28 protein-coding genes and 1 tRNA gene are annotated in these 26834 nt (G+C 62.6%); 19 read left to right on the top strand and 10 right to left on the bottom strand.

The features are described 5' to 3' along the window. Positions 1-30: 30 nt before the first annotated feature. Entirely contained in the window at positions 31-2175 is a 2145-nt protein-coding gene (gene dinG / locus PVZ80_RS22830) for an ATP-dependent DNA helicase DinG (RefSeq protein WP_016702043.1), read from the bottom strand. A 99-nt stretch (positions 2176-2274) separates the two neighbouring features. Between dinG and PVZ80_RS22825 the strand changes: the two genes are divergently transcribed. Then, positions 2275-2739 carry a CopD family protein gene (locus tag PVZ80_RS22825; RefSeq protein ID WP_053268372.1) on the top strand — a complete coding sequence of 155 codons (465 nt, stop codon included), beginning with the start codon at positions 2275-2277 and terminating at the stop codon, positions 2737-2739. Positions 2740-2871: 132 nt separating this feature from the next. Here PVZ80_RS22825 and PVZ80_RS22820 read toward each other — a convergent pair whose 3' ends face one another. The 4 genes from PVZ80_RS22820 to PVZ80_RS22805 form a co-directional block, all read right to left on the bottom strand. Next, positions 2872-3630: a hypothetical protein gene (locus PVZ80_RS22820; protein WP_041988917.1), complete on the bottom strand. Its 759-nt coding sequence runs from the start codon at positions 3628-3630 to the stop codon at positions 2872-2874. Then, positions 3623-3901: a DUF1145 domain-containing protein gene (locus PVZ80_RS22815; RefSeq protein WP_041988919.1), complete on the bottom strand. Its 279-nt coding sequence runs from the start codon at positions 3899-3901 to the stop codon at positions 3623-3625. Before PVZ80_RS22815 ends, PVZ80_RS22820 begins: the two co-directional genes overlap by 8 nt. Before the next feature lie 118 nt (positions 3902-4019). Continuing rightward, the gene (locus tag PVZ80_RS22810; protein WP_009047365.1) at positions 4020-4739 is read right to left on the bottom strand and encodes an OmpA family protein; all 720 of its coding nucleotides are present in this window, start codon (positions 4737-4739) and stop codon (positions 4020-4022) included. 102 nt (positions 4740-4841) lie between these two features. Next, the gene (locus tag PVZ80_RS22805) at positions 4842-5534 is read right to left on the bottom strand and encodes an OmpA family protein (protein ID WP_124307791.1); all 693 of its coding nucleotides are present in this window, start codon (positions 5532-5534) and stop codon (positions 4842-4844) included. 195 nt (positions 5535-5729) lie between these two features. Between PVZ80_RS22805 and PVZ80_RS22800 the strand changes: the two genes are divergently transcribed. The 4 genes from PVZ80_RS22800 (at position 5730) to PVZ80_RS22785 (ending at position 7472) form a co-directional block, all read left to right on the top strand. Then, complete coding sequence (locus PVZ80_RS22800; protein ID WP_273864588.1) at positions 5730-6227, top strand: DUF6231 family protein; 498 nt, start codon at positions 5730-5732, stop codon at positions 6225-6227. Between the two features lie 4 nt (positions 6228-6231). After that, entirely contained in the window at positions 6232-6708 is a 477-nt protein-coding gene (locus PVZ80_RS22795; RefSeq protein ID WP_124307790.1) for a YchJ family protein, read from the top strand. 72 nt (positions 6709-6780) lie between these two features. After that, on the top strand, positions 6781-7275 hold the full coding sequence (locus PVZ80_RS22790; protein WP_009047361.1) for an LEA type 2 family protein: 495 nt from the start codon (positions 6781-6783) through the stop codon (positions 7273-7275). Further along, the gene (locus PVZ80_RS22785; protein ID WP_007923047.1) at positions 7272-7472 is read left to right on the top strand and encodes an SEC-C metal-binding domain-containing protein; all 201 of its coding nucleotides are present in this window, start codon (positions 7272-7274) and stop codon (positions 7470-7472) included. Before PVZ80_RS22790 ends, PVZ80_RS22785 begins: the two co-directional genes overlap by 4 nt. A gap of 119 nt (positions 7473-7591) precedes the next feature. On the opposite strand, the gene PVZ80_RS22780 is transcribed toward PVZ80_RS22785, so the two are convergent. Beyond that, a complete protein-coding gene (locus PVZ80_RS22780; protein WP_273864587.1) occupies positions 7592-8152 on the bottom strand; it encodes a cysteine hydrolase family protein in 561 nt (186 codons plus the stop codon). Positions 8153-8299: 147 nt separating this feature from the next. On the opposite strand from PVZ80_RS22780, the gene PVZ80_RS22775 reads away from it, so the two are divergent. From PVZ80_RS22775 to PVZ80_RS22745, 7 genes are all read left to right on the top strand, one after another. After that, positions 8300-8944 carry a glutathione binding-like protein gene (locus tag PVZ80_RS22775; RefSeq protein WP_009047359.1) on the top strand — a complete coding sequence of 215 codons (645 nt, stop codon included), beginning with the start codon at positions 8300-8302 and terminating at the stop codon, positions 8942-8944. A 185-nt stretch (positions 8945-9129) separates the two neighbouring features. Further along, positions 9130-11553 carry a penicillin acylase family protein gene (locus tag PVZ80_RS22770; protein WP_273864586.1) on the top strand — a complete coding sequence of 808 codons (2424 nt, stop codon included), beginning with the start codon at positions 9130-9132 and terminating at the stop codon, positions 11551-11553. Positions 11554-11872: 319 nt separating this feature from the next. After that, complete coding sequence (locus tag PVZ80_RS22765) at positions 11873-12655, top strand: transporter substrate-binding domain-containing protein (protein ID WP_009047357.1); 783 nt, start codon at positions 11873-11875, stop codon at positions 12653-12655. 56 nt (positions 12656-12711) lie between these two features. Continuing rightward, positions 12712-13440: an ABC transporter permease gene (locus PVZ80_RS22760; protein WP_009047356.1), complete on the top strand. Its 729-nt coding sequence runs from the start codon at positions 12712-12714 to the stop codon at positions 13438-13440. Beyond that, positions 13437-14147: an ABC transporter permease gene (locus PVZ80_RS22755; protein ID WP_009047355.1), complete on the top strand. Its 711-nt coding sequence runs from the start codon at positions 13437-13439 to the stop codon at positions 14145-14147. Before PVZ80_RS22760 ends, PVZ80_RS22755 begins: the two co-directional genes overlap by 4 nt. Before the next feature lie 20 nt (positions 14148-14167). Then, positions 14168-15286 carry a succinylglutamate desuccinylase/aspartoacylase family protein gene (locus PVZ80_RS22750; RefSeq protein ID WP_273864585.1) on the top strand — a complete coding sequence of 373 codons (1119 nt, stop codon included), beginning with the start codon at positions 14168-14170 and terminating at the stop codon, positions 15284-15286. 13 nt (positions 15287-15299) lie between these two features. Beyond that, on the top strand, positions 15300-16064 hold the full coding sequence (locus tag PVZ80_RS22745) for an ABC transporter ATP-binding protein (RefSeq protein WP_009047353.1): 765 nt from the start codon (positions 15300-15302) through the stop codon (positions 16062-16064). Between the two features lie 78 nt (positions 16065-16142). Here the strand turns inward: PVZ80_RS22745 and PVZ80_RS22740 are convergent, their stop codons facing one another. Together PVZ80_RS22740 and dcd are read right to left on the bottom strand one after the other, a co-directional pair. After that, positions 16143-16349, bottom strand: coding sequence for a hypothetical protein (locus PVZ80_RS22740; RefSeq protein ID WP_016702032.1), 207 nt, complete (start codon positions 16347-16349; stop codon positions 16143-16145). Positions 16350-16455: 106 nt separating this feature from the next. Next, entirely contained in the window at positions 16456-17022 is a 567-nt protein-coding gene (dcd, locus tag PVZ80_RS22735; RefSeq protein WP_009047351.1) for a dCTP deaminase, read from the bottom strand. 352 nt (positions 17023-17374) lie between these two features. Here dcd and PVZ80_RS22730 point away from each other — a divergent pair, with 352 nt between their 5' ends. Further along, entirely contained in the window at positions 17375-17584 is a 210-nt protein-coding gene (locus tag PVZ80_RS22730) for a cold-shock protein (protein WP_002554837.1), read from the top strand. Between the two features lie 124 nt (positions 17585-17708). Beyond that, positions 17709-19127: a toxin-antitoxin system YwqK family antitoxin gene (locus PVZ80_RS22725; RefSeq protein WP_273864584.1), complete on the top strand. Its 1419-nt coding sequence runs from the start codon at positions 17709-17711 to the stop codon at positions 19125-19127. A gap of 102 nt (positions 19128-19229) precedes the next feature. Here the strand turns inward: PVZ80_RS22725 and PVZ80_RS22720 are convergent, their stop codons facing one another. Continuing rightward, on the bottom strand, positions 19230-20237 hold the full coding sequence (locus PVZ80_RS22720) for a DUF481 domain-containing protein (protein ID WP_257374681.1): 1008 nt from the start codon (positions 20235-20237) through the stop codon (positions 19230-19232). A 164-nt stretch (positions 20238-20401) separates the two neighbouring features. Here PVZ80_RS22720 and PVZ80_RS22715 point away from each other — a divergent pair, with 164 nt between their 5' ends. The 4 genes from PVZ80_RS22715 (at position 20402) to PVZ80_RS22700 (ending at position 25193) form a co-directional block, all read left to right on the top strand. Beyond that, positions 20402-20755 carry an MGMT family protein gene (locus PVZ80_RS22715; RefSeq protein WP_009047348.1) on the top strand — a complete coding sequence of 118 codons (354 nt, stop codon included), beginning with the start codon at positions 20402-20404 and terminating at the stop codon, positions 20753-20755. Between the two features lie 44 nt (positions 20756-20799). Beyond that, on the top strand, positions 20800-22377 hold the full coding sequence (locus PVZ80_RS22710) for an AmpG family muropeptide MFS transporter (RefSeq protein ID WP_028681821.1): 1578 nt from the start codon (positions 20800-20802) through the stop codon (positions 22375-22377). A gap of 129 nt (positions 22378-22506) precedes the next feature. Further along, complete coding sequence (locus PVZ80_RS22705; RefSeq protein WP_009047346.1) at positions 22507-24222, top strand: proline--tRNA ligase; 1716 nt, start codon at positions 22507-22509, stop codon at positions 24220-24222. A 17-nt stretch (positions 24223-24239) separates the two neighbouring features. Next, positions 24240-25193 carry a hypothetical protein gene (locus PVZ80_RS22700; protein WP_009047345.1) on the top strand — a complete coding sequence of 318 codons (954 nt, stop codon included), beginning with the start codon at positions 24240-24242 and terminating at the stop codon, positions 25191-25193. A gap of 201 nt (positions 25194-25394) precedes the next feature. Here PVZ80_RS22700 and dinB read toward each other — a convergent pair whose 3' ends face one another. Then, a complete protein-coding gene (gene dinB, locus PVZ80_RS22695; RefSeq protein ID WP_009047344.1) occupies positions 25395-26459 on the bottom strand; it encodes a DNA polymerase IV in 1065 nt (354 codons plus the stop codon). Between the two features lie 299 nt (positions 26460-26758). Between dinB and PVZ80_RS22690 the strand changes: the two genes are divergently transcribed. Further along, positions 26759-26832: transfer RNA gene (locus PVZ80_RS22690), tRNA-Met, on the top strand. Positions 26833-26834: the final 2 nt, after the last annotated feature.

The following is a 26834-nucleotide window of genomic DNA, read 5'->3' as shown; positions in this document are numbered from 1 at the left end:
CAACGCGACCGGCCCACAGGCCGGCCGCGCTCAGGAAATTTCCCGGCGGAACGGCGGCAACGCATTGAGGATAGCCTTGCCATAACGCTGGGTGACCAGGCGCCGGTCCAGCAGGGTGATGGTGCCGCGGTCCTGCTCGGTACGCAGCAGGCGGCCGCAGGCCTGGACCAGCTTGAGCGAGGCGTCCGGCACCGAGATTTCCATGAACGGGTTGCCGCCCCTGGCTTCGATCCACTCGGCCAGCGCGGCCTCCACCGGATCGTCCGGCACCGAGAACGGGATCTTGGCGATCACCACGTGCTCGCAGTAGGCACCAGGCAAATCCACGCCCTCGGCGAAGCTGGCCAGGCCGAACAGCACGCTGGAATCACCGCCATCGACCCGCGCCTTGTGCTTGTTCAGGGTTTCCTGCTTCGACAGGTTGCCTTGAATGAACACCTGCTTGCGCCAGTCGCGGTCGAGGCCGTCGAACACGTCCTGCATCTGCTTGCGCGACGAGAACAGCACCAGGGTGCCCCGCGAGCCCTCCACCAGCTCCGGCAGGTCGCGGATGATCGCCGCGGTGTGGGCCGGCGCATCCCGTGGGTCGGCGCGCAGGTCGGGGACCCGCAGCACCCCGGCGTCGGCATGATGGAAGGGGCTGGGCACCACCGCGGTCACGGCCTTTTTCGGCAGCCCGGCACGCATGCGGAAGCGATCGAAGGTACCCAGGGCGGTCAGCGTCGCGGAGGTCACGAGCGCGCCATAAGCCACGTTCCACAGGTTCCGACGAAGCATCTCCGCAGCGAGGATCGGGCTGGCATTGACCTCGATGTCGAACAGCGAGCCGCTTTCCGCCAGGGTCAGCCAGCGCGCCATCGGTGGGTTGTCTTCCGGGTCTTCGGTGGTGAAGGCGGTCCACAGCTCCCAGTTGCCCGAGGCGCGGGACAACAGGCTGCCGAACAGCGGGTACCACTCCTCGGCCTGGTTGCTGGCGATGCCGATGTTGACCTCGCCGTCCATGCCTTCCTTGAGCAGGTCGGTCAGGCGGGTGAACAGGTCGGTCAGGCGCGAGAAGCCTTTCTTCAGCTCGATGCCCATTTCCCGCATATGGTCGGGGATCAGCCCGCCGACGAAACGATGGCGCGGCCGCTCGCGGCCTTCCATATCTTCGCCGGTCTTGAAGTCGGCCAGTTGCTCGCAGGCGGTGAACATGAACTGCTGCTGGGTCTTGATCTCCCGCGCCAGCTCCGGCACCTGTTCGATCAGCTTGCCCAGGTCGCCCGGCAGCGGGTGCTGGGCCAGCAGCTTGGTGAGGTTCTTGGCGGTCTGCTCCAGCCAGTCGGCGGTGGAACGCAGGCGGGTGTAGTGGGCGAAGTGGCCGATGGCCTTGTCCGGCAGGTGGTGGCCTTCGTCGAACACATAGAGGGTGTCGCGCGGGTCCGGCAATACGGCACCACCACCCAGGGCCAGGTCGGCCAGGACCATGTCGTGGTTGGTGACGATCACGTCGACCTTGCCCATGCCTTCGCGGGCCTTGTAGAAGGCGCACTGGCCGAAGTTCGGGCAATGGCGGTTGGTGCACTGGCTGTGATCGGTGGTCAGGCGCGCCCAGTCAGAGTCTTCCAGGGCGGTGGGCCAGCTGTCGCGGTCGCCGTCCCATTTATTGCCGGCGAGCTTCTCGATCATGCTGGTGAACAGCTTCTGGCTGGCCTCGTCGACCTCGATCTTGAAGCCTTCTTCTTCGAACAGCTGGGCGGTGGCGGTTTGCGCGTGACCTTCCTGCAGCAGCATGTCGAGCTTGGACAGGCACATGTAGCGACCACGGCCCTTGGCCAGGGAGAAGGTGAAGTTCAGCCCGCTGTTGCGCATCAGGTCGGGCAGATCCTTGTAGACGATCTGCTCCTGCAGGGCGACGGTGGCGGTGGCGATCACCAGGCGCTTGCCGGCGGCCTTGGCGGTCGGGATCGCCGCCAGGCTGTAGGCCACGGTCTTGCCGGTACCGGTACCGGCTTCCACGGCCACCACGGCCGGGTCGCCGGAACGCCGGCCTTCGTCGTCGGTGTCGACATCGCCCAGGACCTTGGCCACTTCGGCGATCATCAGGCGCTGGCCGTAACGCGGTTTCAGGCTCTTGGCTTCGAGAAAACGCGAGTAGGCGCCCTGGATCGTGGTTTTGAGTTCGTTGCTGATCATGATTCTTCGGGCGCAAGAAACGCTGGATAAATTTTCAGTGGTTCGGATCGGCCGCTATCATACCCCGCTAATTCATCCCGCGCAGAACGGAGTACCCGAATGACAGCCTTTGCCCTTGCCTACACCCTGCATGTCCTGGCCGCCCTGGTCTGGGTCGGCGGCATGTTTTTCGCCTGGATGGTGTTGCGTCCCGCGGCGGTGGCCGCCCTTGAGGGGGCGGCGCGGTTGAAGCTGTGGGCAGAAGTGTTCCCACGGTTTTTCGTCTGGGTCTGGGTCGCGGTGGTGCTGTTGCCGATCAGTGGTGTCGGCCTGATCCACCTGCGGTTCAGCGGCTTCGAGACCGCACCGCGCTATGTGCAGGTGATGATGGGCCTGTATGTGGTGATGACCGCGCTGTTTATCCGGATCCAGTCGTTGCAGCTGCCAGCGCTGCGCCAGGCGGTGGCGGCCGAGGACTGGCCGGCGGGGGCCACAACCCTGGGCAATATTCGGAAATTGGTGGGGATCAATCTGATCATTGGCTTGTTGCTGGTGGCCGTGGCGGCGGCCCGGCCGATGTTCTAAAGGCGGATAGCGGGAGAAGCATCGCGGGCAAGCCTCGCTCCTGCAGGGTTGTGTTGTCTGCTGGAGCGAGCGGGCGGCGATCCGACTTGCCCGCGATGGCGCTGGAATCAGCGCCGCCTATTTAAGGACTGTTTACAGGCGCTGTACCGTGACCGAACCCGCGGGGCCTGCCGGCCCTGGATGGCCTTCGGCGCCAGGACGGCCGCTCTTGCCACCGTCGGCGCGATAGACGAAGCAGCCCTTGGACTTGCCGCCGGCCCCGGGTTTGCCGCCCGCACCGGCCACACCGCCGGCCCCGCCATCGACCCAGACCTTGATCTGCTCTGCCGGGTAATCGCGCGGCAGCTCGACCCGCACCTGGGCACCCGCCGCCCCCGGCTGACCGTCACCGCCGTTGTCGCCATCGGCGCCACGCCCGGCCTGGCCCCAGGTGCACCCCGGCTCTTCGCCGTTGGCGCCATCGAGGCCGACATAACCCGGCGCGCCAGTGCCGCCGCGTGCATCCACCGAGAGTTCCCCGGCCTGCAGCGAGGCGATACGCAGATTCAGGTTGCGCCCGGGTTTGGCCGCCTTCTGGTAAGTCCCCGGAGCCCCGCGGGAGGTGATCTGGCTGCCGGCCTCCAGGTCGGCATGGGCGACGTTCAACTGCAGGCTTTGTTCGCCCGGAACGATAGTGATCCGCGCTTCACGCCCCAGGCGCAACTCGCCGACCTTAACCTCGGTGACATTGGAGGGGATCAGCAAGGTGCCGTAGTCGGCCACTTCCAGGCGCTCCAGTTGCAGGCTGCTGGTGGTGTTGGGCAGGCGCATCAGGGAGTTGGTCTCGACCGTCACCACCTGGGCCTGGACCAGTGGGCTGCATAGCACGGCGAGCAGGCAGAGCTTACGCATGGCCGACCTCCACGGGCTTCGCCGCCTTGAAGGTCTGCAGATGGAAAATGCCGGTCAGGAGGATCTGCAGGCGATCTCGCCAAGGGTGGGCACGGCCCTTGAGGCTGCCGTTGAACAGCAGCAGCTCCATCAGGTGGGTCAGCAGCAACAGGCTGCCTGCCAGATTGATCAACAGATGAATCGGATTGATCAGCGGGATGACCAGATTGACCAGCACCAGCAACCAGAACAGCAGCGTCAACAACTTGCCCAGCCCCCAAAACACCTTCATATGCCCCCCTTTGCGAGTTTTTCTTTGCGCGCACAGTAACGACTTCGGCGAGGCATAAGCCAGAGGGCGGCGAAAATTCTCCCGCCGCTCCCTGCCAAGCCGCCCTGGCGCCTGGTGATCAACGCTGAATATGCAGCTCCACCCGACGGTTCTGCGCCCGCCCTTCTTCGGTGGCGTTGTCGGCGACCGGCTCGCTCTCGCCCTTGCCCTGGCTGGTCAGTTTGTCCGGTGCCAGGCCCTGGCTCAGGAGGAATGCGACGACGCTGCTGGCGCGGCGTTCGGACAGTTTCTGGTTGTATTCATCCGTCCCTTGGCTGTCGGTGTGGCCGACCACCTTGATGCTCTGCACGTCGGCACCCTGAAGCTTGGCCAGCAGCCCCTGCAGCTGGTTTTGCGCTTCGGGTGTCAGTTCCGTCGAGTCGAAGGCAAACAGCACATCGCCCTGATCGCTGAGGGTGATCACCTCGGATTGCGCCGCCGGCTCGGCTGCGGGTGCGGCCGGGTATTGCGGCAACGGGCAGCCACGATTGTCGACCGGGGTATTGGCCGGGGTATCCGGGCAACGGTCACGGCGGTCGAACACGCCGTCATCGTCCTTGTCGCCATCCTGGGCGTAGCAGATCAAGCCACCGGTCACCAGGCCGAGCGCCGCGCCACCCGCGGCCCAGCCACCGCTTTCAATGGCGCCCAGGCCACCGCCCACCAGGCCGCCGAGCAGGCTGCAGATTGGCCACGTACGCTGGTTGAGGGGGGCAGTGCCGTCACTGTGGGTAGCGCAGCCTGTGAGCAGGCTGCCGAGCAGTAGAACCGGCAAGGCGGCTCGCGCGAGAAGACTCATCATGAATGCTCCTGTGTCACCGGCCCATACCGGTCACACAGGAGTAAAGACCCGCATGGGCGGCTGCACAAGCCGCCCATGCCAGGCAATCACGCCTGGCAATCAGCGGTTGATTTTGATTTCCGTGCGCCGGTTCATCGCCCGGCCGTCGGCGGTCTTGTTATCCGCGACCGGTTGGCTCTCGCCGGCACCGACTACCGAAACGAAACTGCTGCGGGGTACGCCCGCGCTGATCAGGTACTCGGTCACCGAACGCGCGCGTTTTTCCGAGAGGCGCTGGTTGTAGGCATCGCTGCCCACGCTGTCGGTGTGCCCGGTCACGCGCAACTGCGCACTCGGGGCTTCCTGTTTCAGGCGCGTGGCGATGGTGTCGAGCTTGGCTTTGTCGGCGGCCGTCAATTTGGCCGAGTCGAATTCGAAGTGCACGTCACGGATGACAATGGTCTCTTCCTTGACCACCACCACTTCCTCGACCACGGCTACAGGTTCTGGCGGGCAACCGTTGGCGTCCACCTGCACGCCTTTAGGCGTGCCAGGGCACTTGTCGCGGCTGTCCGGCACGCCATCGCCGTCTTCGTCGCCATCTCCATGCACCCAGCAATAACCGGCCGCGACGCCGGCGCCCAGCAAGGCGCCGTATCCCGCCCAGGACGAGCTTTCAATCGCGCCCAACGCAGCCCCACCGACACCCCCGACAGCAGCGCAGGTCGGCCAATCGGTTTTCTGCAAACCTGCGCAACCAGTCAACACACTGGTTAGCAGAACCAAGGGTAATGCTGTCCGAACTATGCTCATCTAGTTATCTCCTGAGGGAATCGGCTTAGAACCGATTGGGGGAGTAAAGACCTGGCTTTAAATCTCCGCCAGCATCAGGCTGGCGGGCTTTGCCCCTGGATTTGCCCAGGAACGGCTGTCATTTCAGACAAAACGGCTCTAGGCCCGCGGGTCCGGGCAGGCTAGTCTTTGCCACTCAAAGATTGAGGAACTTCGATGACCGCAGGTATTTCTTCGCGCACGCCCCAGCAGGCCCTGGCCGCCCTGCTCGACCGCTACGCCCCACGACAGCTGCTGTTGATCGGCGCCAGCGGGTTTCCAGCCCTGGAGGCTTTTCGCCAGGCTCGCCCCGAAACCGTCATCGCCCAGACCGCGCCCGGCCCGTTGCCGGCGGAACTGGCGGCGCGCCGTTTCGACCTGGCGCTGGCGGTCGACTGCCTGGAGCATCTGCCCAAGCGCGACGGCCTGAACCTGCTCGGCGGGATCCGCAATCTCAACGCCAGCCGCATCGCGGTACTGGCCGACCTGAATGCCTGCGGCTGGAAGGAGACCGACTTTTTCTCCCTGGCCCTGCAGGCCAGCGAACGTTTCCAGCGCGACGAACAGGTCCTGACCCTGTTCACCTACGATCTGCTTGAATACAAACAAGTGCCCGACTGGCTCAACTCCAGGTTCTGGGCGAATCCGGAAAACTTCGGAAAGTACTGGTGGTAATGCGATGAGTACCTCTATTTGTCCCTGCGGCAGCGGCAACCTGCTGGACGCCTGCTGCGGCCACTACCATGCCGGCCACCCCGCGCCCTGCGCCGAGGCCCTGATGCGCTCGCGCTACAGTGCCTACGTGCTGGGCCTGGTGGATTACCTGGTGGCCACCACGCTGCCGGCACAACAGAGCGGCCTGGACCGCCAGTCCATCAGCGACTGGAGCGCGCAGAGCACCTGGCTGGGCCTGGAAGTCGAAAGCTCGGAAGTCTTCGGCGGCCAGCCGGAACACGCCTTCGTCACCTTCACCGCACGCTGGCACGACAACACTGGCGAACACAGCCATCGCGAACGCTCATCCTTCGTGCAGAACAGCGGGCACTGGTATTTCATCGACCCGACCGTGCAACTCAAGGCCGGCCGCAACGATGCCTGCCCCTGCGCCAGCGGGCAGAAATTCAAGAAGTGCTGCGCCAGCTATTTCGCCAGCTGAATCCCCGCCCCTGAGCCTGTCCTCGCGTGCGCTCCGCGGTTGCTAGACTGGGAGTTCAAACGGAGTAACGCCATGGTCGTTCAGCTGCGCGCACTACGGACCTTCGGACTGCTCACGGTGCTGGCGCTTTCAGGCTGTGCCTCGTGGTTCGTCGACAACACCCTCGACCCGCAGGTGCACCTGGTCAAGGTCGAGGTGATCAAGGCGAATTTGCTGGAGCAGCGTTTGCGCCTGCACTTTCGCGTCGACAACCCCAACGATGCCGACCTGACCGTCCGCGCCCTGGAATACCGGATTCATCTCGGCGACGTGTTGCTGGCGGAGGGGGAACATGAACACTGGTTCACCATCGGCCCCAAGCACAGCGCCTACTTCCAGGTCCCCGTGCGCACCAACCTGTGGCCGCAGATACGCCAGGTGGTGAAATGGCTGAAGGAACCGCAGCAACCGATCCCCTATCGCCTGGACGGTTTGCTGGAAACCGGATTATTCATCGGCCATGACGTGCACCTGGCGCGCAAAGGCGAGATAATTCCCGCCGATTTTATTCCGGAGCAACCTCGATGACCCAGCAACCCCATGTCCATGGCCCTGACTGCAACCACGATCATGACCACCACGATCACGACCACGGCCATGTTCACGGTCCGCATTGCAACCACGCTCACCAGGAGCCGGTGCGCAACGCCTTGAAAGATGTCGGCCGCAACGACCCTTGCCCATGCGGCAGCAGCAAGAAATTCAAGAAGTGTCACGGCGCCTGATGCCGTAATGCTGTGTCTTTGTCCTGCTTCTATGTAGGAGCAAGGGGGCGCCTAGCTCTTGCTCGCGATGAGATCAACTCGATTAACCGAGTCGCCTGCATCGCGAGCAAGCTTCGCTCCTACAGATCACGTCGCAGGATCTGTCTCGAATCGATCACCGTCGCATACTCGCCATGCAGGTTGCCCAGCGACATGGCATGCACCTCCTCGGCGCTGTGGGCCTGGCCGAAAAAGTCGACCTTGTCGAAGGTGTAGCAGGCGTCTTCCACCACCCAGGTATCGAACCCCAGATTGCCGGCGGTCCGCGCCGTCGATTCCACCGAGTTGTGGGTCGCCACACCGACAATCACCAGCTGGCCGATCCCGGCCTTGCGTAAATCGGCCTCCAGGGTCGTGGCGCAGAAGGCGTCCGGCACCTGCTTCTGGATCACCGCATCAGCGCCCTGCGGCAAAAACCGCTGCTGAAACTCCACCCCCGACTGCCCCGGCCAGAACACCGACTGCTCGCTGCGCGACAGGTGCTGCACATGGATCAGCGGCCGCGTGGTCTGGCGCCAGTAAGCCAGCAACTCGGCGATGCGCTCCTCGGCCTCGGGGTTGTTACGCCGCCCAAGCCTGGGGTGCAGGATGCCCTGTTGCTGATCGATCAGGATCAGCGCTGCATTGGTCTGAAGCTCCATGCTGACTTTTCTCGTGTCGGGTCATTGAATTCCACGCACTTCAACATCACCTCTCCAGACAGGCAAGCCGTCGAACGTAGACCGGACCACCGAATACCACTGTTGGCTATCCGTAACAGAATGTCCTTCGTTTACCTGGAGAGTCCCATGATCGACCTGTATTACTGGACCACCCCCAACGGCCACAAGATTTCCCTGTTCCTCGAGGAAACCGGCCTGCCCTACAGCGTGCACCCGGTCAACATTGGCCAGGGCGAGCAGTTCAAGCCCGAGTTCCTGAAGATCGCGCCGAACAACCGGATCCCCGCCATCGTCGATCATCAGCCTGCCGATGGCGGTGCGCCGCTGTCGCTGTTCGAGTCCGGGGCGATTCTGCTGTACCTGGCGGAAAAGACCGGGCAGTTCCTGCCCAAGGACCTGCGTGGACGCCAGGAAGCCTTGCAGTGGCTGTTCTGGCAGATGGGCGGCCTGGGACCGATGGCCGGGCAGAACCACCATTTCAGCCAGTTCGCCCCGGAGAAAATCCCTTACGCGATCAAACGCTACGTCGATGAAACCGCGCGCTTGTACGGGGTGCTGGACCGACGCCTGGCGGACCGCGATTTCGTCGCCGGCAGCGAATACAGCATCGCCGACATGGCGATCTATCCGTGGATCGTCTCCCACAAGTGGCAAAGCCAGAACCTGGAAGACTTCCCCAACCTGCACCGCTGGTTCAACCGCATCCTCGATCGCCCCGCGACCGCGCGCGCCTATGCCATCGCCGCCCGGATCAACCCACCCAAATCCTGAGGCCCGATAGTCCACTGCCGGCCGGCAAACAGCAGTGGCTGCTCTGTTCCGGGCAACTACCGAACGGCCGGCGCGGGCTATTTATCCGGCAACGCAGAAATACTCTCAGCCCCCGCTTGCGCGGCACTCGCCTGCTCACTAACGTAGCGCCTTTATCGACGCTACCCCCCCGCAGGAGCTTTGCCATGGCCTCGCCAGCCTTCTCACATTTTCTTCCCCGGTTCGGCGTTGCCGCGGCAGTGGCCGGCGTTCTCAGCCTGGCCGGTTGCCAGTCATGGAACACCCAGGACAGCCTGCCGCCGACCTCCGGCGTGCAACCGCTCAAGGGCCTGGCCCAGAACGTTTCGGTCCGGCGCAATGCCATGGGCATGCCGCTGATCGAAAGCAGCACCTTCCACGATGCGCTGTTCGCCCTGGGTTACGTGCACGCCAGCGACCGGATCAACCAGATGGTGACCCTGCGCCTGCTGGCCCAGGGCCGGCTGGCCGAGATGTCCGGTGCCGACGTGCTGGACGTCGACCGCTACATGCGCGCGGTCAACCTGAAGAACAGTGCCGGCGAGCTGTACAAAGCCTCGTCCCCGAGGATCAAGCGCTTCTTCGAGGTCTACGCCCGCGGGGTCAACGCCTACCTGTTCCGCTACCGCGACAAGCTGCCGCCAGACCTGGCCGCCACCGGCTACAAGCCCGAATACTGGAAACCGGAAGATTCGGCGCTGATCTTTTGCCTGCTGAACTTCAGCCAGTCGGCCAACCTGCCGGAAGAAATCAACGCCCTGGTGCTGGCGCAGAAAGTTGGCGCCGACAAGCTCGCCTGGCTGACCCCGAGCTACCCGGACGAAGCGCTGCCGCTGGCCGAGAGCGACAAGCTCAAGGGCCTCAATCTGAATGTCCCGGGTTTGAGCGAAATCAGTGCCGCCGCCGGCAAGCTTGGCGAACTCAACCCGCTGAGCGTCGCCGGCGCCAGCAACTGGGCCATCGCTCCCCAGCGCAGCCGCAGCGGCAAAAGCCTGCTGGCCGCCGACAGCCACTCGCCGGCATGGAACCTGGTGCAGATCCGCGCGCCCAAGTACCAGGCCGCGGGCGCCTCGATCGCCGGCCTGCCGATGATCATCCAGGGCTTCAACGGCAAGGTGGCCTGGAGCATGACCTCGGTCGCGGGCGACAACCAGGACCTGTTCCTGGAAAAACTCAAGCGCCAGGGCAATGCGCTGTATTACGAAGCCAACGGCAAATGGCTGCCGGCCGTGGTGCGCAACGAAACCTACTTCGTCAAAGGCCAGCGGCCGATTCGCGAGGTGGTCTATGAAACCCGTCACGGCGCCCTGCTCAACAGCGCCAGCAACCTGAGCGGCGGCTACGGCCTGGCCCTGCAACAGCCGGACCTCAAGGACGACAAGAGCCTGGACGCGTTTTTCGACCTGTCGCGGGCGCAGAACGTGGAGCGAGCCTCCGACGCCAGCCGCGAGATCCGCGCTATCGGCCTGAACATGCTGTTCGCCGATGCCAGCCATATCGGCTGGCAGGTCACCGGCCGCTTCCCCAACCGCCGTGAAGGCGAAGGCCTGCTGCCGTCGCCGGGCTGGGAAGGCCGTTACGACTGGGACGGCTATGCCGACCCGATGCTCCACCCCTATGACCAGGACCCGGCCCAGGGCTGGCTGGGCACCGCCAACCAGCGGATCATCCCCCACGGCTATGGCATGCAGCTGTCCAACTCCTGGTACTACCCCGAGCGTGGCGAACGCCTGGCCGAGTTGGCCGGCAGCGGCAAGCACGACGGCCGCAGCATGATCGCCATGCAGTACGACCAGACCACCCCCTTCGCCGCCAAGCTGAAGAAGATGTTCGAAGCCCCCGGCATGGCGCAGCCCCTGAAGAAAGCCATCGACGCCCTGCCCGAAGCCGAGCGCAGCAAGGCCCGCGAGGCCTACAGCCGCCTGATGGCGTTCGACGGCAAACTCAGCCCGGTATCGGCCGATGCGGCGATCTATGAGCTGTTCCTGCAGGAAAGCGCCCGGCAGATCTTCCTCGACAAACTGGGTTCGGAATCCAGCCCGGCCTGGAAGGCCCTGGTGGCCAACGGCGCGCTGTCCTACTCGGCCCAGGCCGACCATTTGCTGGGCCAGGAAGACAGCCCGTTCTGGGATGACAGCCGTACCCCACAGAAAGAAGACAAGCCGGCGATCCTCGCCCGCAGCCTGGCCGCCGCCATCAGCGCCGGTGAAAGCCAGCTGGGTGGCGACCGCAGGGCCTGGCAATGGGGCAAGCTGCACAGCTACCACTGGAAGAACGCCAATGGCCAGGTCGTTCGCGGGCCGCTGCAGGCCGGTGGCGATCACAGCACCCTGAACAGCTCGCCGTACCGCTGGGGCCAGGACTTCACGGTGACCGAGGCGCCGGCGCTACGGTTGATCGTCGATTTCGGCCAGAGCGAACCGCTGAGCGTCATCAACAGCAGCGGCCAGTCGGGCAACCCGGCCAGCCCGAACTACCTGAACGGCATCGACGCCTGGCTCAAGGGCCAGTACCTGAGCTTGCCGCTGCAACCGCAGAACTTCGACCGCCTCTACGGCAAGACCCGCCTGACCCTGGCGCCAGGCAAGTAACACCGGCCAGCCCGCCCCTCTCCACAAGGGGCGGGCTTGAGCCCGGTAACGCTTCACTCCCCTCGCCGATCCGGCCCTGCCACGCTCCCGGCAGCCGCGCCCTTTCCTGCGCGAAATCGCCCACGCGCCCTATTGATGCAAGGCTTCCCACACGCTCTTTTTTGGGGCGCGGCCGACGCACGGCAGGCTCTCGCACCACCTTTTAAAACAGTTGTTCGGGACTCTGGTTCGGAAATTGCTACTTTCATTAAGTCTGACGCGTTGCAGTAACAGTACTAATGCGCCACAAGCGCTCATATTGGTTTTTAGGGATTTAATAATGAAAAAAGCATTGCTGACCCTTTCTGCACTGGCTCTCTGCATGGCCGCCGGTTCCGCGCTGGCCAAGGAATACAAGGAACTGCGCTTCGGCGTTGACCCGTCCTACGCACCTTTTGAATCCAAGGCCGCCGATGGCAGCCTGGTCGGCTTCGACATCGATCTGGGCAATGCCATCTGTGCCGAACTGAAGGTCAAGTGCAAATGGGTCGAAAGCGACTTCGACGGCATGATCCCGGGCCTCAAAGCCAATAAATTCGACGGCGTGATCTCGTCCATGACCGTCACTCCGGCCCGCGAGAAAGTCATCGACTTCTCCAACGAACTGTTCTCCGGCCCGACTTCCTTCGTGTTCAAGAAAGGTTCCGGCCTGACCGAAGACACCGCATCGCTCAAGGGCAAAACCGTCGGCTACGAGCAGGGCACTATCCAGGAAGCCTACGCCAAGGCCGTGCTGGACAAGGCCGGGGTGAAGACCCAGGCCTACCAGAACCAGGACCAGGTGTATGCCGACCTGATTTCCGGGCGCCTCGATGCGTCGATCCAGGACATGCTGCAAGCCGAACTGGGCTTCCTGAAGTCGCCACAGGGCGCCGACTACGAGGTGAGCAAACCGGTGGACAGCCCGCTGCTGCCGTCCAAGACAGCTATCGGTATCTCCAAAGGTAACAAAGAGCTCAAGGCCCTTCTGGATAAAGGTATCAAAGCGTTACACGACGATGGCACCTACGCCACCATTCAGAAAAAGCACTTTGGCGATCTGAATCTCTACAGCGGTAAATAAGGTCCTGGCGCCCATCCTCGATGGGCGCCTTTTTTATCGCCACAGGTCTCTGATTTATGTTCGAAGAACTTCTGCAAACCCTTGGGCTTTCCGCCTTCAGCCTCAAGGGGTTCGGTCCGTTGTTGCTGGAAGGCACCTGGATGACCATCAAACTCTCGGTATTGTCGCTGTTACTCAGCGTCCTGCTCGGCCTGCTCGGCGCCAGCGCCAAACTCTCGCAGCTGGGCCTGCTGCGCCTGCCCGCCCAGCTCTACACCACGCTGATCCGCGGCGTACCGGACCTGGTGCTGATGCTGCTGATTTTCTACAGCCTGCAAACCTGGCTGACCACCTTCACCAACTTCATGGAATGGGAATACATCGAGATCGACCCGTTCAGCGCCGGGGTCATCACCCTGGGCTTCATTTATGGGGCGTACTTCACCGAAACCTTCCGTGGCGCCATCCTCGCCGTGCCGCGCGGGCAGATCGAAGCCGCCACCGCCTACGGCCTCAAGCGTGGCCAGCGTTTTCGCTTCGTGGTGTTTCCGCAGATGATGCGTTTTGCCCTGCCGGGTATCGGCAATAACTGGATGGTGATGCTCAAGGCCACCGCGCTGGTGTCGATCATCGGCCTCGCCGACCTGGTCAAGGCGGCCCAGGATGCCGGCAAGAGCACCTATCAGCTGTTCTACTTCCTGGTCCTGGCGGCCTTGATCTACCTGGTCATCACCAGCGCCTCCAACATCGTCCTGCGCTGGCTCGAACGCCGTTATGCCGCGGGCTCGCGGGAGGCGGTGCGATGATTGAGCTCCTGCAGGAATACTGGAGACCCTTCCTCTACAGCGACGGCTACAACGTCACCGGCCTGGCGATGACCATGTGGCTGCTCAGCGCCTCGATCTTCATCGGTTTCCTGGTGTCGATCCCGCTGTCCATCGCCCGGGTCTCGCCCAAGCTCTACCTACGCTGGCCGGTGCAGTTCTATACCTATCTGTTTCGCGGCACGCCGCTCTATATCCAGCTGCTGATCTGCTACACCGGGATCTACAGCATCGCCGCGGTCCGCGCCCAGCCCATGCTCGATGCGTTCTTTCGCGACGCGATGAACTGCACCATCCTCGCCTTCGCCCTGAACACCTGCGCCTACACCACGGAGATTTTCGCCGGGGCGATCCGCAGCATGGCCCACGGCGAGGTCGAGGCGGCCAAGGCCTACGGCCTCAGCGGCTGGAAACTGTACGCCTACGTGATCATGCCCTCGGCCCTGCGCCGCTCGTTGCCCTACTACAGCAACGAAGTGATCCTGATGCTGCACTCGACCACCGTGGCCTTCACCGCGACCATCCCGGATGTGCTGAAAGTCGCCCGCGACGCCAACTCGGCAACCTTCATGACCTTCGAGTCCTTCGGCATCGCCGCGCTGATCTACCTCACCGTGACCTTCGCGCTGGTCGGCCTGTTCCGTCTCGCCGAACGCCGCTGGCTGGCCTTCCTCGGGCCGACCCACTAGAACAAGGCAAATCATCATCCATGCGCCAACAGACTCATGATCTGCTCGCCCCGGTGCCGGGGACCTCGCGCCAGATCCACAGCTTTCACTTCGGCCCCGAGCGGGCCGAAGGCAAGATCTACATCCAGTCATCGCTGCACGCCGATGAACTGCCGGGCATGCTCGTGGCCTGGCACCTCAAGGCGCGCCTGGCGGAACTGGAGGCCCAGGGCCGCCTGCGCAGCGAAATCGTCCTGGTGCCGGTGGCCAACCCGGCCGGCCTGGAACAGGTGTTGATGGACGTGCCGCTGGGCCGCTACGAGCTGGAAAGCGGGCAGAACTTCAACCGCTGGTTCCTCGACCTCGGCGAAGAAGTCGGCAACGACATCGAAGGCCAACTGGGCGACGACCCACGGCACAACCGCGAAATCATCCGCGCCAGCCTGCGCGACGCCCTGGCCCGGCAGACCGCCGGCACTCAGTTGCAGTCCCAGCGCCTGGCCTTGCAGCGCCTGGCCTGCGACGCGGACATGGTGCTGGACCTGCACTGCGATTTCGAAGCCGTAACCCATCTGTACACCACGCCCGAGGCCTGGCCGCAGGTCGAGCCGCTGGCCCGCTACATCGGCTCGCAAGCCAGCCTGCTGGCCACCGACTCCGGCGGCCAGTCGTTCGACGAATGCTTCACCCTGCTCTGGTGGCAATTGCAGCAGCGTTTCGGCGAGCGCTTCGCCATTCCCCTGGGCAGCTTCTCGGTCACCGTCGAGCTGCGCGGCCAGGGCGACGTCAACCACAACCTGGCCAGCCGGGATTGCCAGGCCATACTGGATTACCTGGGCCATTTCGGCGCCATCGCCGGCGAGGCTCCGCCCCTGCCCGATCTGCCCTACTCGGCCACGCCGCTGGCCGGCGTGGAGCCGGTGGCCACGCCCGTGGGCGGCCTGCTGGTGTTCACCGCCCTGCCCGGGGAGTACCTGGAAGCCGGGCAACAGGTGGCCGAAGTCATCGACCCGATCAACGATCGCGTCACCCCCGTTCATTGCAGCTGCGCCGGCCTGCTCTACGCCCGCTCGCTGCGCCGCATGGCCACGGCCGGCATGGTGATCGCCCATGTCGCCGGCCGCGAAGCCTATCGCAGCGGCTACCTACTTTCGCCTTGAGGATGCATGCCCCATGTACAAACTGACCATTGAAGGCCTGCATAAATGCTACGGCGACAATGAAGTGCTCAAAGGTGTTTCGCTCAAGGCGAAGACCGGCGACGTGATCAGCCTGATCGGCGCCAGCGGCTCGGGTAAAAGTACCTTTCTGCGCTGCATCAACTTCCTGGAAACCCCGGACGACGGCGCCATGAGCCTGGACGGCCAGCCGATCCGCATGGTCAAGGACCGCCACGGCATGCACGTGGCCGACGCCGACGAACTGCAGCGGATTCGCACGCGCCTGGCCATGGTGTTCCAGCATTTCAACCTGTGGAGCCACATGACGGTGCTGGAGAACATCACCATGGCCCCGCGCCGGGTGCTGGGCGTCAGCAAGAAGGACGCCGAGGAGCGCGCCCGGCGCTACCTGGACAAGGTCGGCCTGCTCCCCCGGGTAGCCGACCAGTACCCGGCCTTTCTCTCCGGTGGCCAGCAACAGCGGGTGGCGATTGCCCGGGCGTTGGCGATGGAGCCGGAAGTGATGCTGTTCGACGAACCCACCTCGGCCCTCGACCCGGAGCTGGTGGGCGAAGTGCTCAAGGTGATCCAGGGCCTGGCCGAGGAAGGCCGGACCATGATCATGGTCACCCATGAAATGAGTTTCGCCCGCAAGGTGTCGAGCCAGGTGCTGTTCCTGCACAAGGGCCTGGTGGAAGAGGAAGGCGCGCCGGAAGAGGTGCTGGGCAATCCGAAGAGCGAGCGCTTGCAGCAGTTCCTCAGCGGTAACCTGAAGTAAGCCCTATGGATAAAGGCCAGCCCGCCGGGACCTCGATGAGGTTCGGCGGGCTGGCCTTTTTCTGGGGGGTAGCGTCAATCAGGCGACAGGAGCGGGAGGAGGCTCGTCCGGCAAGGTCGGCTCGCCTGGTTCGGTCGGCTCGGCGGGTTGCGGGGTATCCGGGTCGGGCTGACCGGGAATGCCGCCTGCCACACTGGGGTGCGCCAGCAGTGACCAGGCCAGGACGCCGACCTGATTGGGCTCAAGTCTGGCAAGTGTGGCGCTTATAAGCGGATCGATCTTCATGGGGCACTCCTGAGCTAAGCACGGTCCGCTGTGCGCAAACCGGGGCAGTCCTCTGGTTAGAGTATCTGCCCGCTGAGGAATTCCCGCTATTCGTCAGACGACGGAGTCAGGTACGCGGCAGGGTCACGCCACGCTGGCCCTGGTACTTGCCGCCACGGTCCTTGTAGGACACTTCGCACTCTTCGTCGGACTCCAGGAACAGCATCTGCGCCACGCCTTCGTTGGCGTAGATCTTCGCCGGCAAGGTGGTGGTGTTGGAGAATTCCAGGGTCACATGGCCTTCCCACTCAGGCTCGAGAGGGGTGACGTTGACGATGATGCCGCAACGGGCGTAGGTGCTTTTACCCAGGCAGATGGTCAGCACGTTGCGCGGAATGCGGAAGTACTCGACTGTGCGGGCCAGGGCGAAGGAGTTGGGTGGAATGATGCACACGTCGCTCTTGATGTCGACGAAGCTGCCGGCGTCGAAGTTTTTCGGATCGACGGTGGCCGAATTGATGTTGGTGAACACCTTGAACTCATCGGCGCAACGCACATCGTAGCCGTAGCTCGAGACACCGAAGGAAATCAGCCGATCCGAGCCTTCGCCACGCATCTGGCGCTCCACGAAAGGTTCGATCATGCCGTGCTCTTGCGCCATGCGGCGAATCCACTTGTCCGATTTGATGCTCATGGCGGGTGTCCTGAAATAGCGAGGTGGAAAAAATCTGTCCGGCATCTTACCGGGGTGCGCCTGCGGGTTCAAAGTCTGCACCGCTTTTCTCGCTGAAAGCCGCAATACTTGCGGGCTGGAGGCTATGTACGGCACCGCCAGTCACTAAAAGCGCGAATCCTTGGCAAAGAACATTGGCAGGTTCCGGAAAAAGGGTTAAGGTGGCGCCACTGTGCTGCTTGTGTCACTGAGAATCTCTACACGATGTTGAATTTCGATCCAACCATCTCCAAGAATTTTTCCTGCTCTTTGCACTCAGTCTCGGCCAGGGCTTTTCCTGAGTCGCAGTTAACTTTGTCCAAGGAGATACACCATGTCTAATCGCCAAACCGGTACCGTTAAGTGGTTCAACGATGAAAAAGGCTTCGGCTTCATCACTCCACAATCCGGTGACGACCTGTTCGTACACTTCAAAGCTATCCAATCCGACGGCTTCAAAAGCCTGAAAGAAGGCCAACAGGTTTCTTTCATCGCTACCCGCGGTCAGAAAGGCATGCAAGCTGAAGAAGTTCAAGTTATCTAACTTGTACTGAAACAGTAAAAAGCCCCGCCCTCAAAGCGGGGCTTTTTTGTGCCCGGATGTTTTTGCTTAATGGCACCCACGCTATATGATCCGCCCCCTCGGACAATCATATGGAAATAGCAGGATGCCGTTCAGACACTGGAAGTTGTTGAGCGCAGCGGTGCTCACACTCGCCCTCCCTCTCGCACTCAACGCCACACCTCGCCCCGACCATCCAACGGTCATCGTCGGCATGGACAGCAACGCCAGCTACATTGCCAAGGACTCGACACAACAACCCGAGTTGCGGCGCGCAGTGCTGCTGGAGCTTTCCAGCGCCCATCGTTGCGGCAGCAACGAGGTTTACCTCACGCCGGAATCCTCAGGCATCCCCGCGGAGTCGTTCGGCCAGGTCCTGGAAGAAATCCAGCAGCTGATCGATGATCAGACCCCACTTTTGCTGACACTTTCAGACTGCGACGGAAAACGAGCCTTTTTCGAAAAAGTGCGGCCCTGCACCGCCCAGGAGTGCGCTGAACTGACAGCCTCCCTGGTCGACGGCAAGCTCTACCTCGACGAACACTATGCGCCGACAGGCCAAGGCCAGGCCTCGTATTTCCTGACGATGCCGATGAGCTACGACGACCGGCAAAAGGCCTGGAACGCAAAAATCTTCTACGTCGAGTCAGGCACCCTGCGCCGGGACTATTTCGTCAGCGCCGAGGACTTCGTTTCGGGCCAGGCTGTTCACGCCTCGAAAACCTACTACCCGGACGGACAGGTCCGCCACAGCGTTGGTTATGACCTCAATGGCAAACGCCAGGGCGAGGCGCTGACCTACTCCGAGAGCGGTGTCGTGGTTAAACGCTCGAACTATCGGGACGGTCTCCTCGAGGGCTGGCAGAGCACTTATCACGACAATGGCAAAGTCGCCGACTCCTACAACTGGCGCCAGGGCAAACGCGTCGACGGCGAATACCTGGAGTACGACGAGAACGGCAAGCGGGTCGGGCGCATCAGCTACCGTGCAGATCTGCCGGACGGCCCAGCTATCAGCTACTACCCGGATGGCCAGATCAAAGACAGCGGACAGTTCGTTGCCGGCAAGAAAGTCGGCCCGAGCCTGTCCTACTACCCTGACGGCACCCTGGAAAGCACAGTCGATTTCGTCGACAACCAGCCCGTGGGCTGGCAAATCCAGTACCACCCCAACGGCAAGGTAAAGCAGAAACAATTCAACGACGAACACGGCACCCAGCGCAGTTATGCCCTCTGGAACGAACAGGGCGCGCAAACCCTCCAGTGGCAATGGGATGAACAGCACCGCGAGCAGGGCGACTTCAAGGCGTGGTACGACAACGGCCAGCTCAAGGATCACAAGATCTACAAGGACGCGAAACTCGAAGGCCCTGCCGTTACCTGGTACGAAAACGGTCAGATGGAATCATCTACGGATTACCTGGATGGCAAAGAGCATGGCTGGATGCGCCTCTGGAACCAGGACGGCAGCCTGCAGAGCGAATGCCAGTACCAGACAGGCGCCCGTCAAGGCGCATGCAGTTGAGCCGGGCATGACACAGCGCTATTGAGACAGCACTTGCGCTGCCAAACAAAAAAGTCCCGCCGGTGCAAACCGCGGGACTTCTTCATTTCAGGGCCTGTGAGCTTACCAGGCGACGCCAAACCCCGCGGTGTAACGGGTCTTGTTGAGATCGCTCTCCTTGGTGCCACTGATGATGTCCCGTTCGGCCTTGAGGTTGAGCGACGCCCACTCCGTGACCTTGTAGCGCAGGCCGATTTCGGCATCCAGGGCGTAATCGGCAATATTGGACAGCGGCCTGCCCACCTCGCCATTGGTAAACAGCTCGACCCGCTTGCCAATCAGGTAACGGTTGTAGTCCCACTTCATGGCCAGGGAATAGAAGTTGTCTTTGCCGCCATCCTTGTACTCGTAGTCGGTGCGGTTGAGCAGCGAACCCAGGGAGAACGCCCCCAGTTCGTTATCCCAGAACTGGTAACCCGGGCCGGTACCCACCACACGCTGGCGGGCCAGATCCTCGACCTTGTCACGCTTGTAGTTCAGCCGCCCTTGCCAGAACCACTTATCGGTGAGGAAGCGGTCCAGTGCGTATTCGGCGCGCCAGTTGTCGGTGGTGACGACATCGTTCTGGAATTCGCGGTTGTACTCGCCTTCCGCCGTGTGTCGCCATTTGCCGTGGCGCGCCGAGGTCTTGAAGTCGATGTCGTAGTCGTCGGTGTCCTTTTCCGCCCGCTGATAGTCCAGCGCCATGTCGACATTGCCCTTCCACACCAGATCCTCGACCACTGGCTTGGGCTTCATGATCTGCTGGATGCTCGCCAGTTCAACGGTCTTCGGCGTATCTCCATTGGCCAGGGTGACCTTGCCGTCTTCCGCCGCGTGCAGGGACTTGGCCTTCTCGCCGGTGTAGGCGTCCTGCTTGACCAGCAGCTCCTGATCGCTCTCCAGCGTCTTGACCTGCTTCCAGTCGATCGGGATGGCCCCGGCATACTCGGTCTGGATCAGTAACTTGCCACCATCGAACACGTTGATCTTGCCGGTCAGACGGTCACCGTTCTTCAACCAGACGGTATCGGCGAGTAAAGGTGTGGAGGTACTGAAAACGGCAAGGCACAACAGGGTTCTGGACAACATAAACAGATACAGGACTCGAGTTTGCGAAAAAAACCGGCATTATCCACATGAATAAAACCTCAGGTAGGGACTGACTCGACTATCTATAGTGAGTTCAATCCTCAACGGTTAATAAACCCTTTGTCCTACAGACGGTTTACAGGCCTGCATCAGGAAACCCGAACGTGATCGAACCGCTCGACGCCGACCAAAGCCCCGCCGAAATCCGACGCACGGCGCTCTATCTGACCCTGGCCCAGGTCCCGGAAGGCAAGGTAGTCAGCTATGGACAACTGGCGGAAATGGCGGGCCTGGGTCGCGCCGCACGCTGGGTGGGACGTACCCTCAGCCGGTTGCCCGCCGACACTACCCTGCCCTGGCACCGTGTACTGGGCGCGGGCGGGCGCATCAGCCTGCCCGTGGGCAGTGCATCGGGCGACGAACAGCGCGCGCGACTGCGTATGGAAGGTGTCTCGATCCTGAACAATCGTGTGGATATTCGGCGCCATGGCTGGCGTCCGGTAGAGCACAGCGGTTAGAGTGCGCGCTTTGTTTCCGTAATTCTTGAGGCAGACTCCAGCCCATGCCCCGTAAAACCTGGCGCGCCGCGCTCGCCGCCTATGCCAGCCCCTCGACGCTCGTGCTGTTGCTGCTTGGTTTCGCCGCCGGCCTGCCCTACATGCTGGTGTTTTCGACACTTTCAGTCTGGTTGCGCGAAGCCGGTGTGGCCCGCGAGACCATTGGCTACGCCAGCCTGATCGGCCTGGCCTACGCCTTCAAATGGGTCTGGTCGCCCTTGCTCGACCAATGGCGCCTGCCCCTGCTGGGCAAACTCGGCCGCCGCCGCTCCTGGCTGGTCCTGTCGCAATCGCTGGTGCTACTCGGGCTGATCGGCATGGGTTTCTGCGATCCGCAAAAGCACCTGTCCTGGCTGATCGCCATTGCCGTTATCGTCGCCTTTGCCTCGGCCACCCAGGACATCGCGGTGGACGCCTACCGCCTGGAAATCGCCGAAGACAGCCGCCAGGCTGCCCTGGCCGCCGCCTATATGTCCGGCTACCGCGTCGCCGCCCTGCTGGCCACCGCTGGCGCCCTGTTCTTTGCCGAAGGTTTCGGCTCCACCGGTTTCAGCTACAAGCACTCGGCCTGGACCGGCACCTATGTGCTGTTCGGCGTGCTGATGATCCCGGCCCTGCTGACCACCCTGTTCATGCGCGAACCGCCGGTGCCGCTGCGCACCCAGCTGTCGGCCGGGCGCTACAGCTTCTTGCACCAGTTGGTGTCGGTATTCGTGCTGATCGTGCTGCTGGTGTCCGTGCCGGCGATGTTCACCCAGCTGTACAACACCGACTTCGCCAGCGTGCTGTTCGAAGGTGTCAGCCTGCTGGACCTGCTGCTGGAAGACCGGGCGTTCCTGCGCGCCATTCTCTACACCATTCTGACCGCGCTGTGCCTGTCGGCCATGGGTCGCCGCGGCCTGGCCCCGGTGCTGACGCCGGTCAACGACTTCATCCTGCGCTACCGCTGGCAAGCCCTGCTGCTGCTGGGCCTGATCGCTACCTACCGGATGTCGGACACAGTGATGGGCGTGATGGCCAACGTGTTCTACATCGACCAGGGCTTCACCAAGGACCAGATCGCTAGCGTCAGCAAGATTTTCGGCCTGATCATGACCCTGGTCGGCGCCGGCATGGGCGGCCTGCTGATCGTGCGCTTCGGCATCCTGCCGATCCTGTTCATCGGCGGCGCCGCCTCGGCCGCGACCAACCTGCTGTTCCTGATGCTGGCCGACATGGGCCCCAACCTGCAGATGCTGGTGGTGACCATTTCCCTGGACAACTTCAGCTCGGGCCTGGCCACCTCGGCCTTCGTCGCCTACCTGTCGAGCCTGACCAACCTGAAGTTCTCGGCGACCCAGTACGCCCTGCTCAGCTCGATCATGCTGCTGTTGCCGCGCCTGATCGGCGGTTATTCGGGGGTCATGGTGGAAAAGTTCGGCTATCACGACTTCTTCCTGATCACCGCTCTGCTCGGCGTGCCGACCCTGATCCTGATCGCCCTGCACTGGTTCCAGGAAAGCCGCCGCGCCGAACCGCCGCAAGCGCCCGAAGCCACGCCACCCGCGCCTCCACCCGCTACTGCGATCAGCGAAGAACCCTAGGAAACCCCGGGGCATACCGGCATTCATCCGGCGCCCCGACCTCCCCCGGCCGCAATCCTGTACGCCAACGGTTCTCGCCCGTACAATGCTTCGTCATTTCTAGTCTTCAGCAACCGACAACGGCCTACCATGCGCACCAGTCAATTTTTGCTCGCCACACAGAAAGAAACGCCTTCCGATGCGGTCGTAATCAGCCATCAGCTGATGCTTCGCGCCGGCATGATCCGCAAACTGGCCTCGGGCCTGTACACCTGGCTCCCGATGGGCCTGCGGGTGATGCGCAAGGTCGAAGCCATCGTTCGTGAAGAAATGAACGCCGCCGGCTCGCTTGAAGTGTTGATGCCGAGCACCCAGCCGGCTGAACTGTGGCAGGAATCCGGTCGCTGGGAGGAGTACGGCCCTGAACTGCTGCGCTTCAAGGATCGCCACGGTCGCGACTTCTGCGCCGGCCCGACCCACGAAGAAGTGATCACCGATCTGGCCCGCAACGAGCTGAGCAGCTACAAGCAGCTGCCGATCAACCTGTACCAGATCCAGACCAAATTCCGCGATGAAATCCGTCCACGCTTCGGCCTGATGCGCGGTCGCGAGTTCATCATGAAGGACGCCTACTCCTTCCACGCCGACCAGGCATCGCTGCAGATCACCTATGACCGCATGCACCAGGCCTACTGCAACGTGTTCACCCGCCTGGGCCTGAAATTCCGTCCGGTCGAAGCCGACAACGGCTCCATCGGCGGCGCCGGCTCCCACGAATTCCACGTACTGGCCGAGTCCGGCGAAGACGACATCGTTTTCAGCAACGGCTCCGACTACGCGGCGAACATCGAGAAAGCCGAAGCCGTGCCACGGGAAACCTCGCGTCCGGCGCCGAGCGAAGAACTGCGCCTGGTCGACACCCCTGACGCGAAAACCATCGCGCAGCTGGTGGAAGGCTACAACCTGCCGATCGAAAAGACCGTCAAGACCCTGGTGGTGCACGCCGAGGAAGCCGGCAAGCTGATCGCCCTGATCATCCGTGGCGACCACGAGCTGAACGAAATCAAGGCCGCCAACCAGCCTGGCGTCGCCAGCCCGCTGGTCATGGCTTCGGAAGCCGAACTGCGTGACGCCATCGGCGCCGGCGCCGGCTCCCTGGGCCCGCTGAACCTGCCGCTGCCAATCATCGTCGACCGTTCCGTGGCCCTGATGAGCGACTTCGGTATCGGCGCGAACGTCGACGACAAGCACTATTTCGGCTTCAACTGGGAACGCGACATGCCGGTCCCAACCGTGGCCGACCTGCGCAACGTCGTCTCCGGCGACCCGAGCCCGGACGGCAAGGGCACCCTGGAAATCAAGCGCGGCATCGAAGTCGGGCACATCTTCCAGCTGGGCAACAAGTACAGCAAGGCGATGAAGTGCGAAGTGCTGGGCGAGAACGGCAAGCCGGTCACCCTGGAAATGGGCTGCTACGGCATCGGCGTGTCCCGCGTGGTGGCTGCGGCCATCGAGCAGAACAACGACGAGAACGGCATCATCTGGAGCGACGCCCTGGCCCCGTTCCAGATCGCCCTGGTACCGCTGCGCTATGAAACCGAGCAGGTTCGCGAAGCCACCGACAAGCTGTACGCGCAACTCACCGCCGCCGGCTTCGAAGTGCTGCTGGACGACCGCGACAAGAAGACCAGCCCGGGCATCAAGTTCGCGGACATGGAGCTGATCGGCATTCCACACCGGATCGTGGTCAGCGACCGCGGCCTCGCCGAAGGCAACCTGGAATACAAGAGCCGTACCGAAGCCGAGGCGCAAGCGCTGCCAGTGGCTGACGTGCTGTCCTTCCTCCAAGCCCGTATCCGTCGCTGAAACCAGATAGAGAAGTCATGTTCAAGCGAAACACCTTAAGCCTCGGTGGCGCCGCCTTGTGCGGCGCCCTGTTGCTCAGCGGCTGTGCCAACCAGATGTCGCAACGCAGCGAGCACGAGGAACGTGTCGAGCGCAAATTGCTCGATCACAGCCTGCAGATCGATGTCGGTGAGCCTAAGGTGCTTGAGCTGCCGCAACGCCGGGTGCGCATCCACGAGCAGAAGACCTTCGAAGTCACCGAGTTCGAAGTCACGCGCCGCTACGATCGCTACACGCCCTATCAACCCTGGCGGGAGCTCTACGAGATCCCACTGGGCGCGGTAGCCGTGGTCGCCGGTATCGGCGCCAACGTGGTCAATGTGTTTACCCTGGGCAACCTGCCGGACAGCGTCACCAAGGACTGGATCAGCTACGGCGTGGCCGGGCTCAACCCGTTCATGAACGTGCAGTCCCACGGTCGGGCGCAGCAGAACCTGGCGGGGATCGATGAAGTCCAGCGCGACAAGCGCGTGGAGTATTCGAGCCTGCCCTGGAGCGAACGCCCGGTGCAGGTCAAGGCCGGCAAGGAAACCCATGAGCTGAGCACCGACCGCAACGGCATACTGCGCCTGAACCTGTTGGACAGCCCGTTTTCCGAGCAGGACCTGAACCACATCGGCCAGCTGCAGATCAGCGTCGCGGATGCCCAGGACGACGTGCATTCCGACTCGTCGCTGGCCATCAGCAACACCCTGCGCGGCAAGCTACTGGAAGCGCACAACCTGATCTTCGACGACCTCGAGGATGACGAAGTGAGCCAGTGGGTGCACCGGGTCAAGCGTCTCTCCGAACTGGGTCTGGAAGAGGAAGCCAGCGAACTGGAGCAGAGCCTGATCGAGCTGACCCGCAACGATCCGGAGCTGCAAAGCGAGTTTCTCAAGTCGCTGACCAAGAACGCCGGCCGCCTGGTCGCCGATCCTGGCGCCCATTGACTTGGAACGGCTACAGGCTGGCACACCACACCTGTAGCCGCTGCCGAGCTTGCGAGGCTGCGATCGGCCAACGGCCGTAAACCGGGCAACCTGTTCTTCCTGGTAAACCGCGCGCTCAGGCTCTGCGAGGACTGCGTCGGAATGCCGCCCACCTCGATCGCAGCCTCGGGGCTCGGCAGCGGCTACAGGGTGTTTGGGCTTTCAGGAAAGGCTGAACAACTCCAGCTGCTCATGCCCGCCACGCAAATCCTGCAAACGCACACCAATCCCCAATAGCCGCACCGGCCTGTCCCCGCGCTTGAACGCCTGGGTCAAAAGCTGCCGATAACTCTCCAGGTCCCGCCCTGCCCCCGCCTGTTCGAGCGTGGTCTGGGTAAAATCGTGAAACTTCACTTTGACGAACGGCTTGCCCGGACGGTAGCTGCTGTCGATTCGTTCGATCCGCCCGGCCAGGGTCTGCATCAGCTCCGGGAGTTTATCCAGGCAGCTCTGCAGATCGGGCAGATCGACGTCGTAGGTGTTTTCCACACTGATGGACTGCCGACGGCTGTCGTTCTGCACCGGCCGCTCATCGATGCCCCGGGCCAGGTTCCACAGGCGCTCGCCAAAACTGCCGAACTCGCGCACCAGCGCCAGCTTGCTCCATTCGCGCAACGTCTCGCAGTTGACGATGCCCAGGCGTCCCAACTTGTCGGCGGTGACCTTGCCCACGCCATGCAGCTTGTTCACCGGCAAGGCCGAAACAAAGTCCTCGACCTGGTCCGGGGTGATCACGAACAGGCCGTTGGGTTTTTTCCAGTCGCTGGCGATCTTGGCCAGGAATTTGTTCGGCGCCACCCCGGCCGACACCGTGATATGCAGCTGATTGGAGACCCGGCGGCGAATGTCCTGGGCGATACGGGTGGCGCTGCCGGCAAAGTTGGGGCTGTCGGAGACGTCCAGGTAGGCCTCATCCAGGGATAAAGGCTCGATGAGGTCGGTGTAGTCGCGAAAGATCGTATGAATCTCTTTCGACGCCTCCCGGTAGGCCTCCATGCGCGGCTTGACGATCAGCAGGTCGGGGCACAGCGTCAGCGCATGCCGCGAGGACATGGCCGAACGCACCCCAAAGGCACGGGCTTCATAGTTGCAGGTGGCGATCACCCCGCGTCGCTCCGCCGAGCCGCCCACCGCCATCGGCCTGCCGGCCAATTGCGGATCGTCGCGCATTTCGATGGCGGCGTAGAAGCAATCGCAGTCGATGTGGATGATTTTGCGCTGCGTCATATAAAGGCAGAGTTCATGGAAGCAAGAGGTCGATCACGAAACAGGGCGACAGTATCTCACCGAGAACTGTATATAGCACCAGTAGTTTGATTTCTCCTGCCCGGCGCCAGAAAAATCGGAAGATGAATTTATTTCCTCAATCGGCCAGAGCCCTTCAATAGAGCTGAAAGCCTTGTGCAGCATGCCCCCGAGGCTGATTCAAAGGCTGCTTTTTCAAGCTAAGCGATTGAACGAGAACAGTTTTTTTCGCCTGATCGGTTGACAGACCGGCGATCCTCTGTAGAATGCCGCCACACAGACGCGGGATGGAGCAGTCTGGTAGCTCGTCGGGCTCATAACCCGAAGGTCGTCGGTTCAAATCCGGCTCCCGCAACC

The sequence above is a fragment of the Pseudomonas sp. B3G-3 genome (genome assembly GCF_028640915.1).
GTDB lineage: Bacteria > Pseudomonadota > Gammaproteobacteria > Pseudomonadales > Pseudomonadaceae > Aquipseudomonas > Aquipseudomonas chlororaphis_I.
The sequence above is the reverse complement of the archived record's forward strand: the minus strand, read 5'-3'. Positions and strand labels throughout refer to the sequence as shown.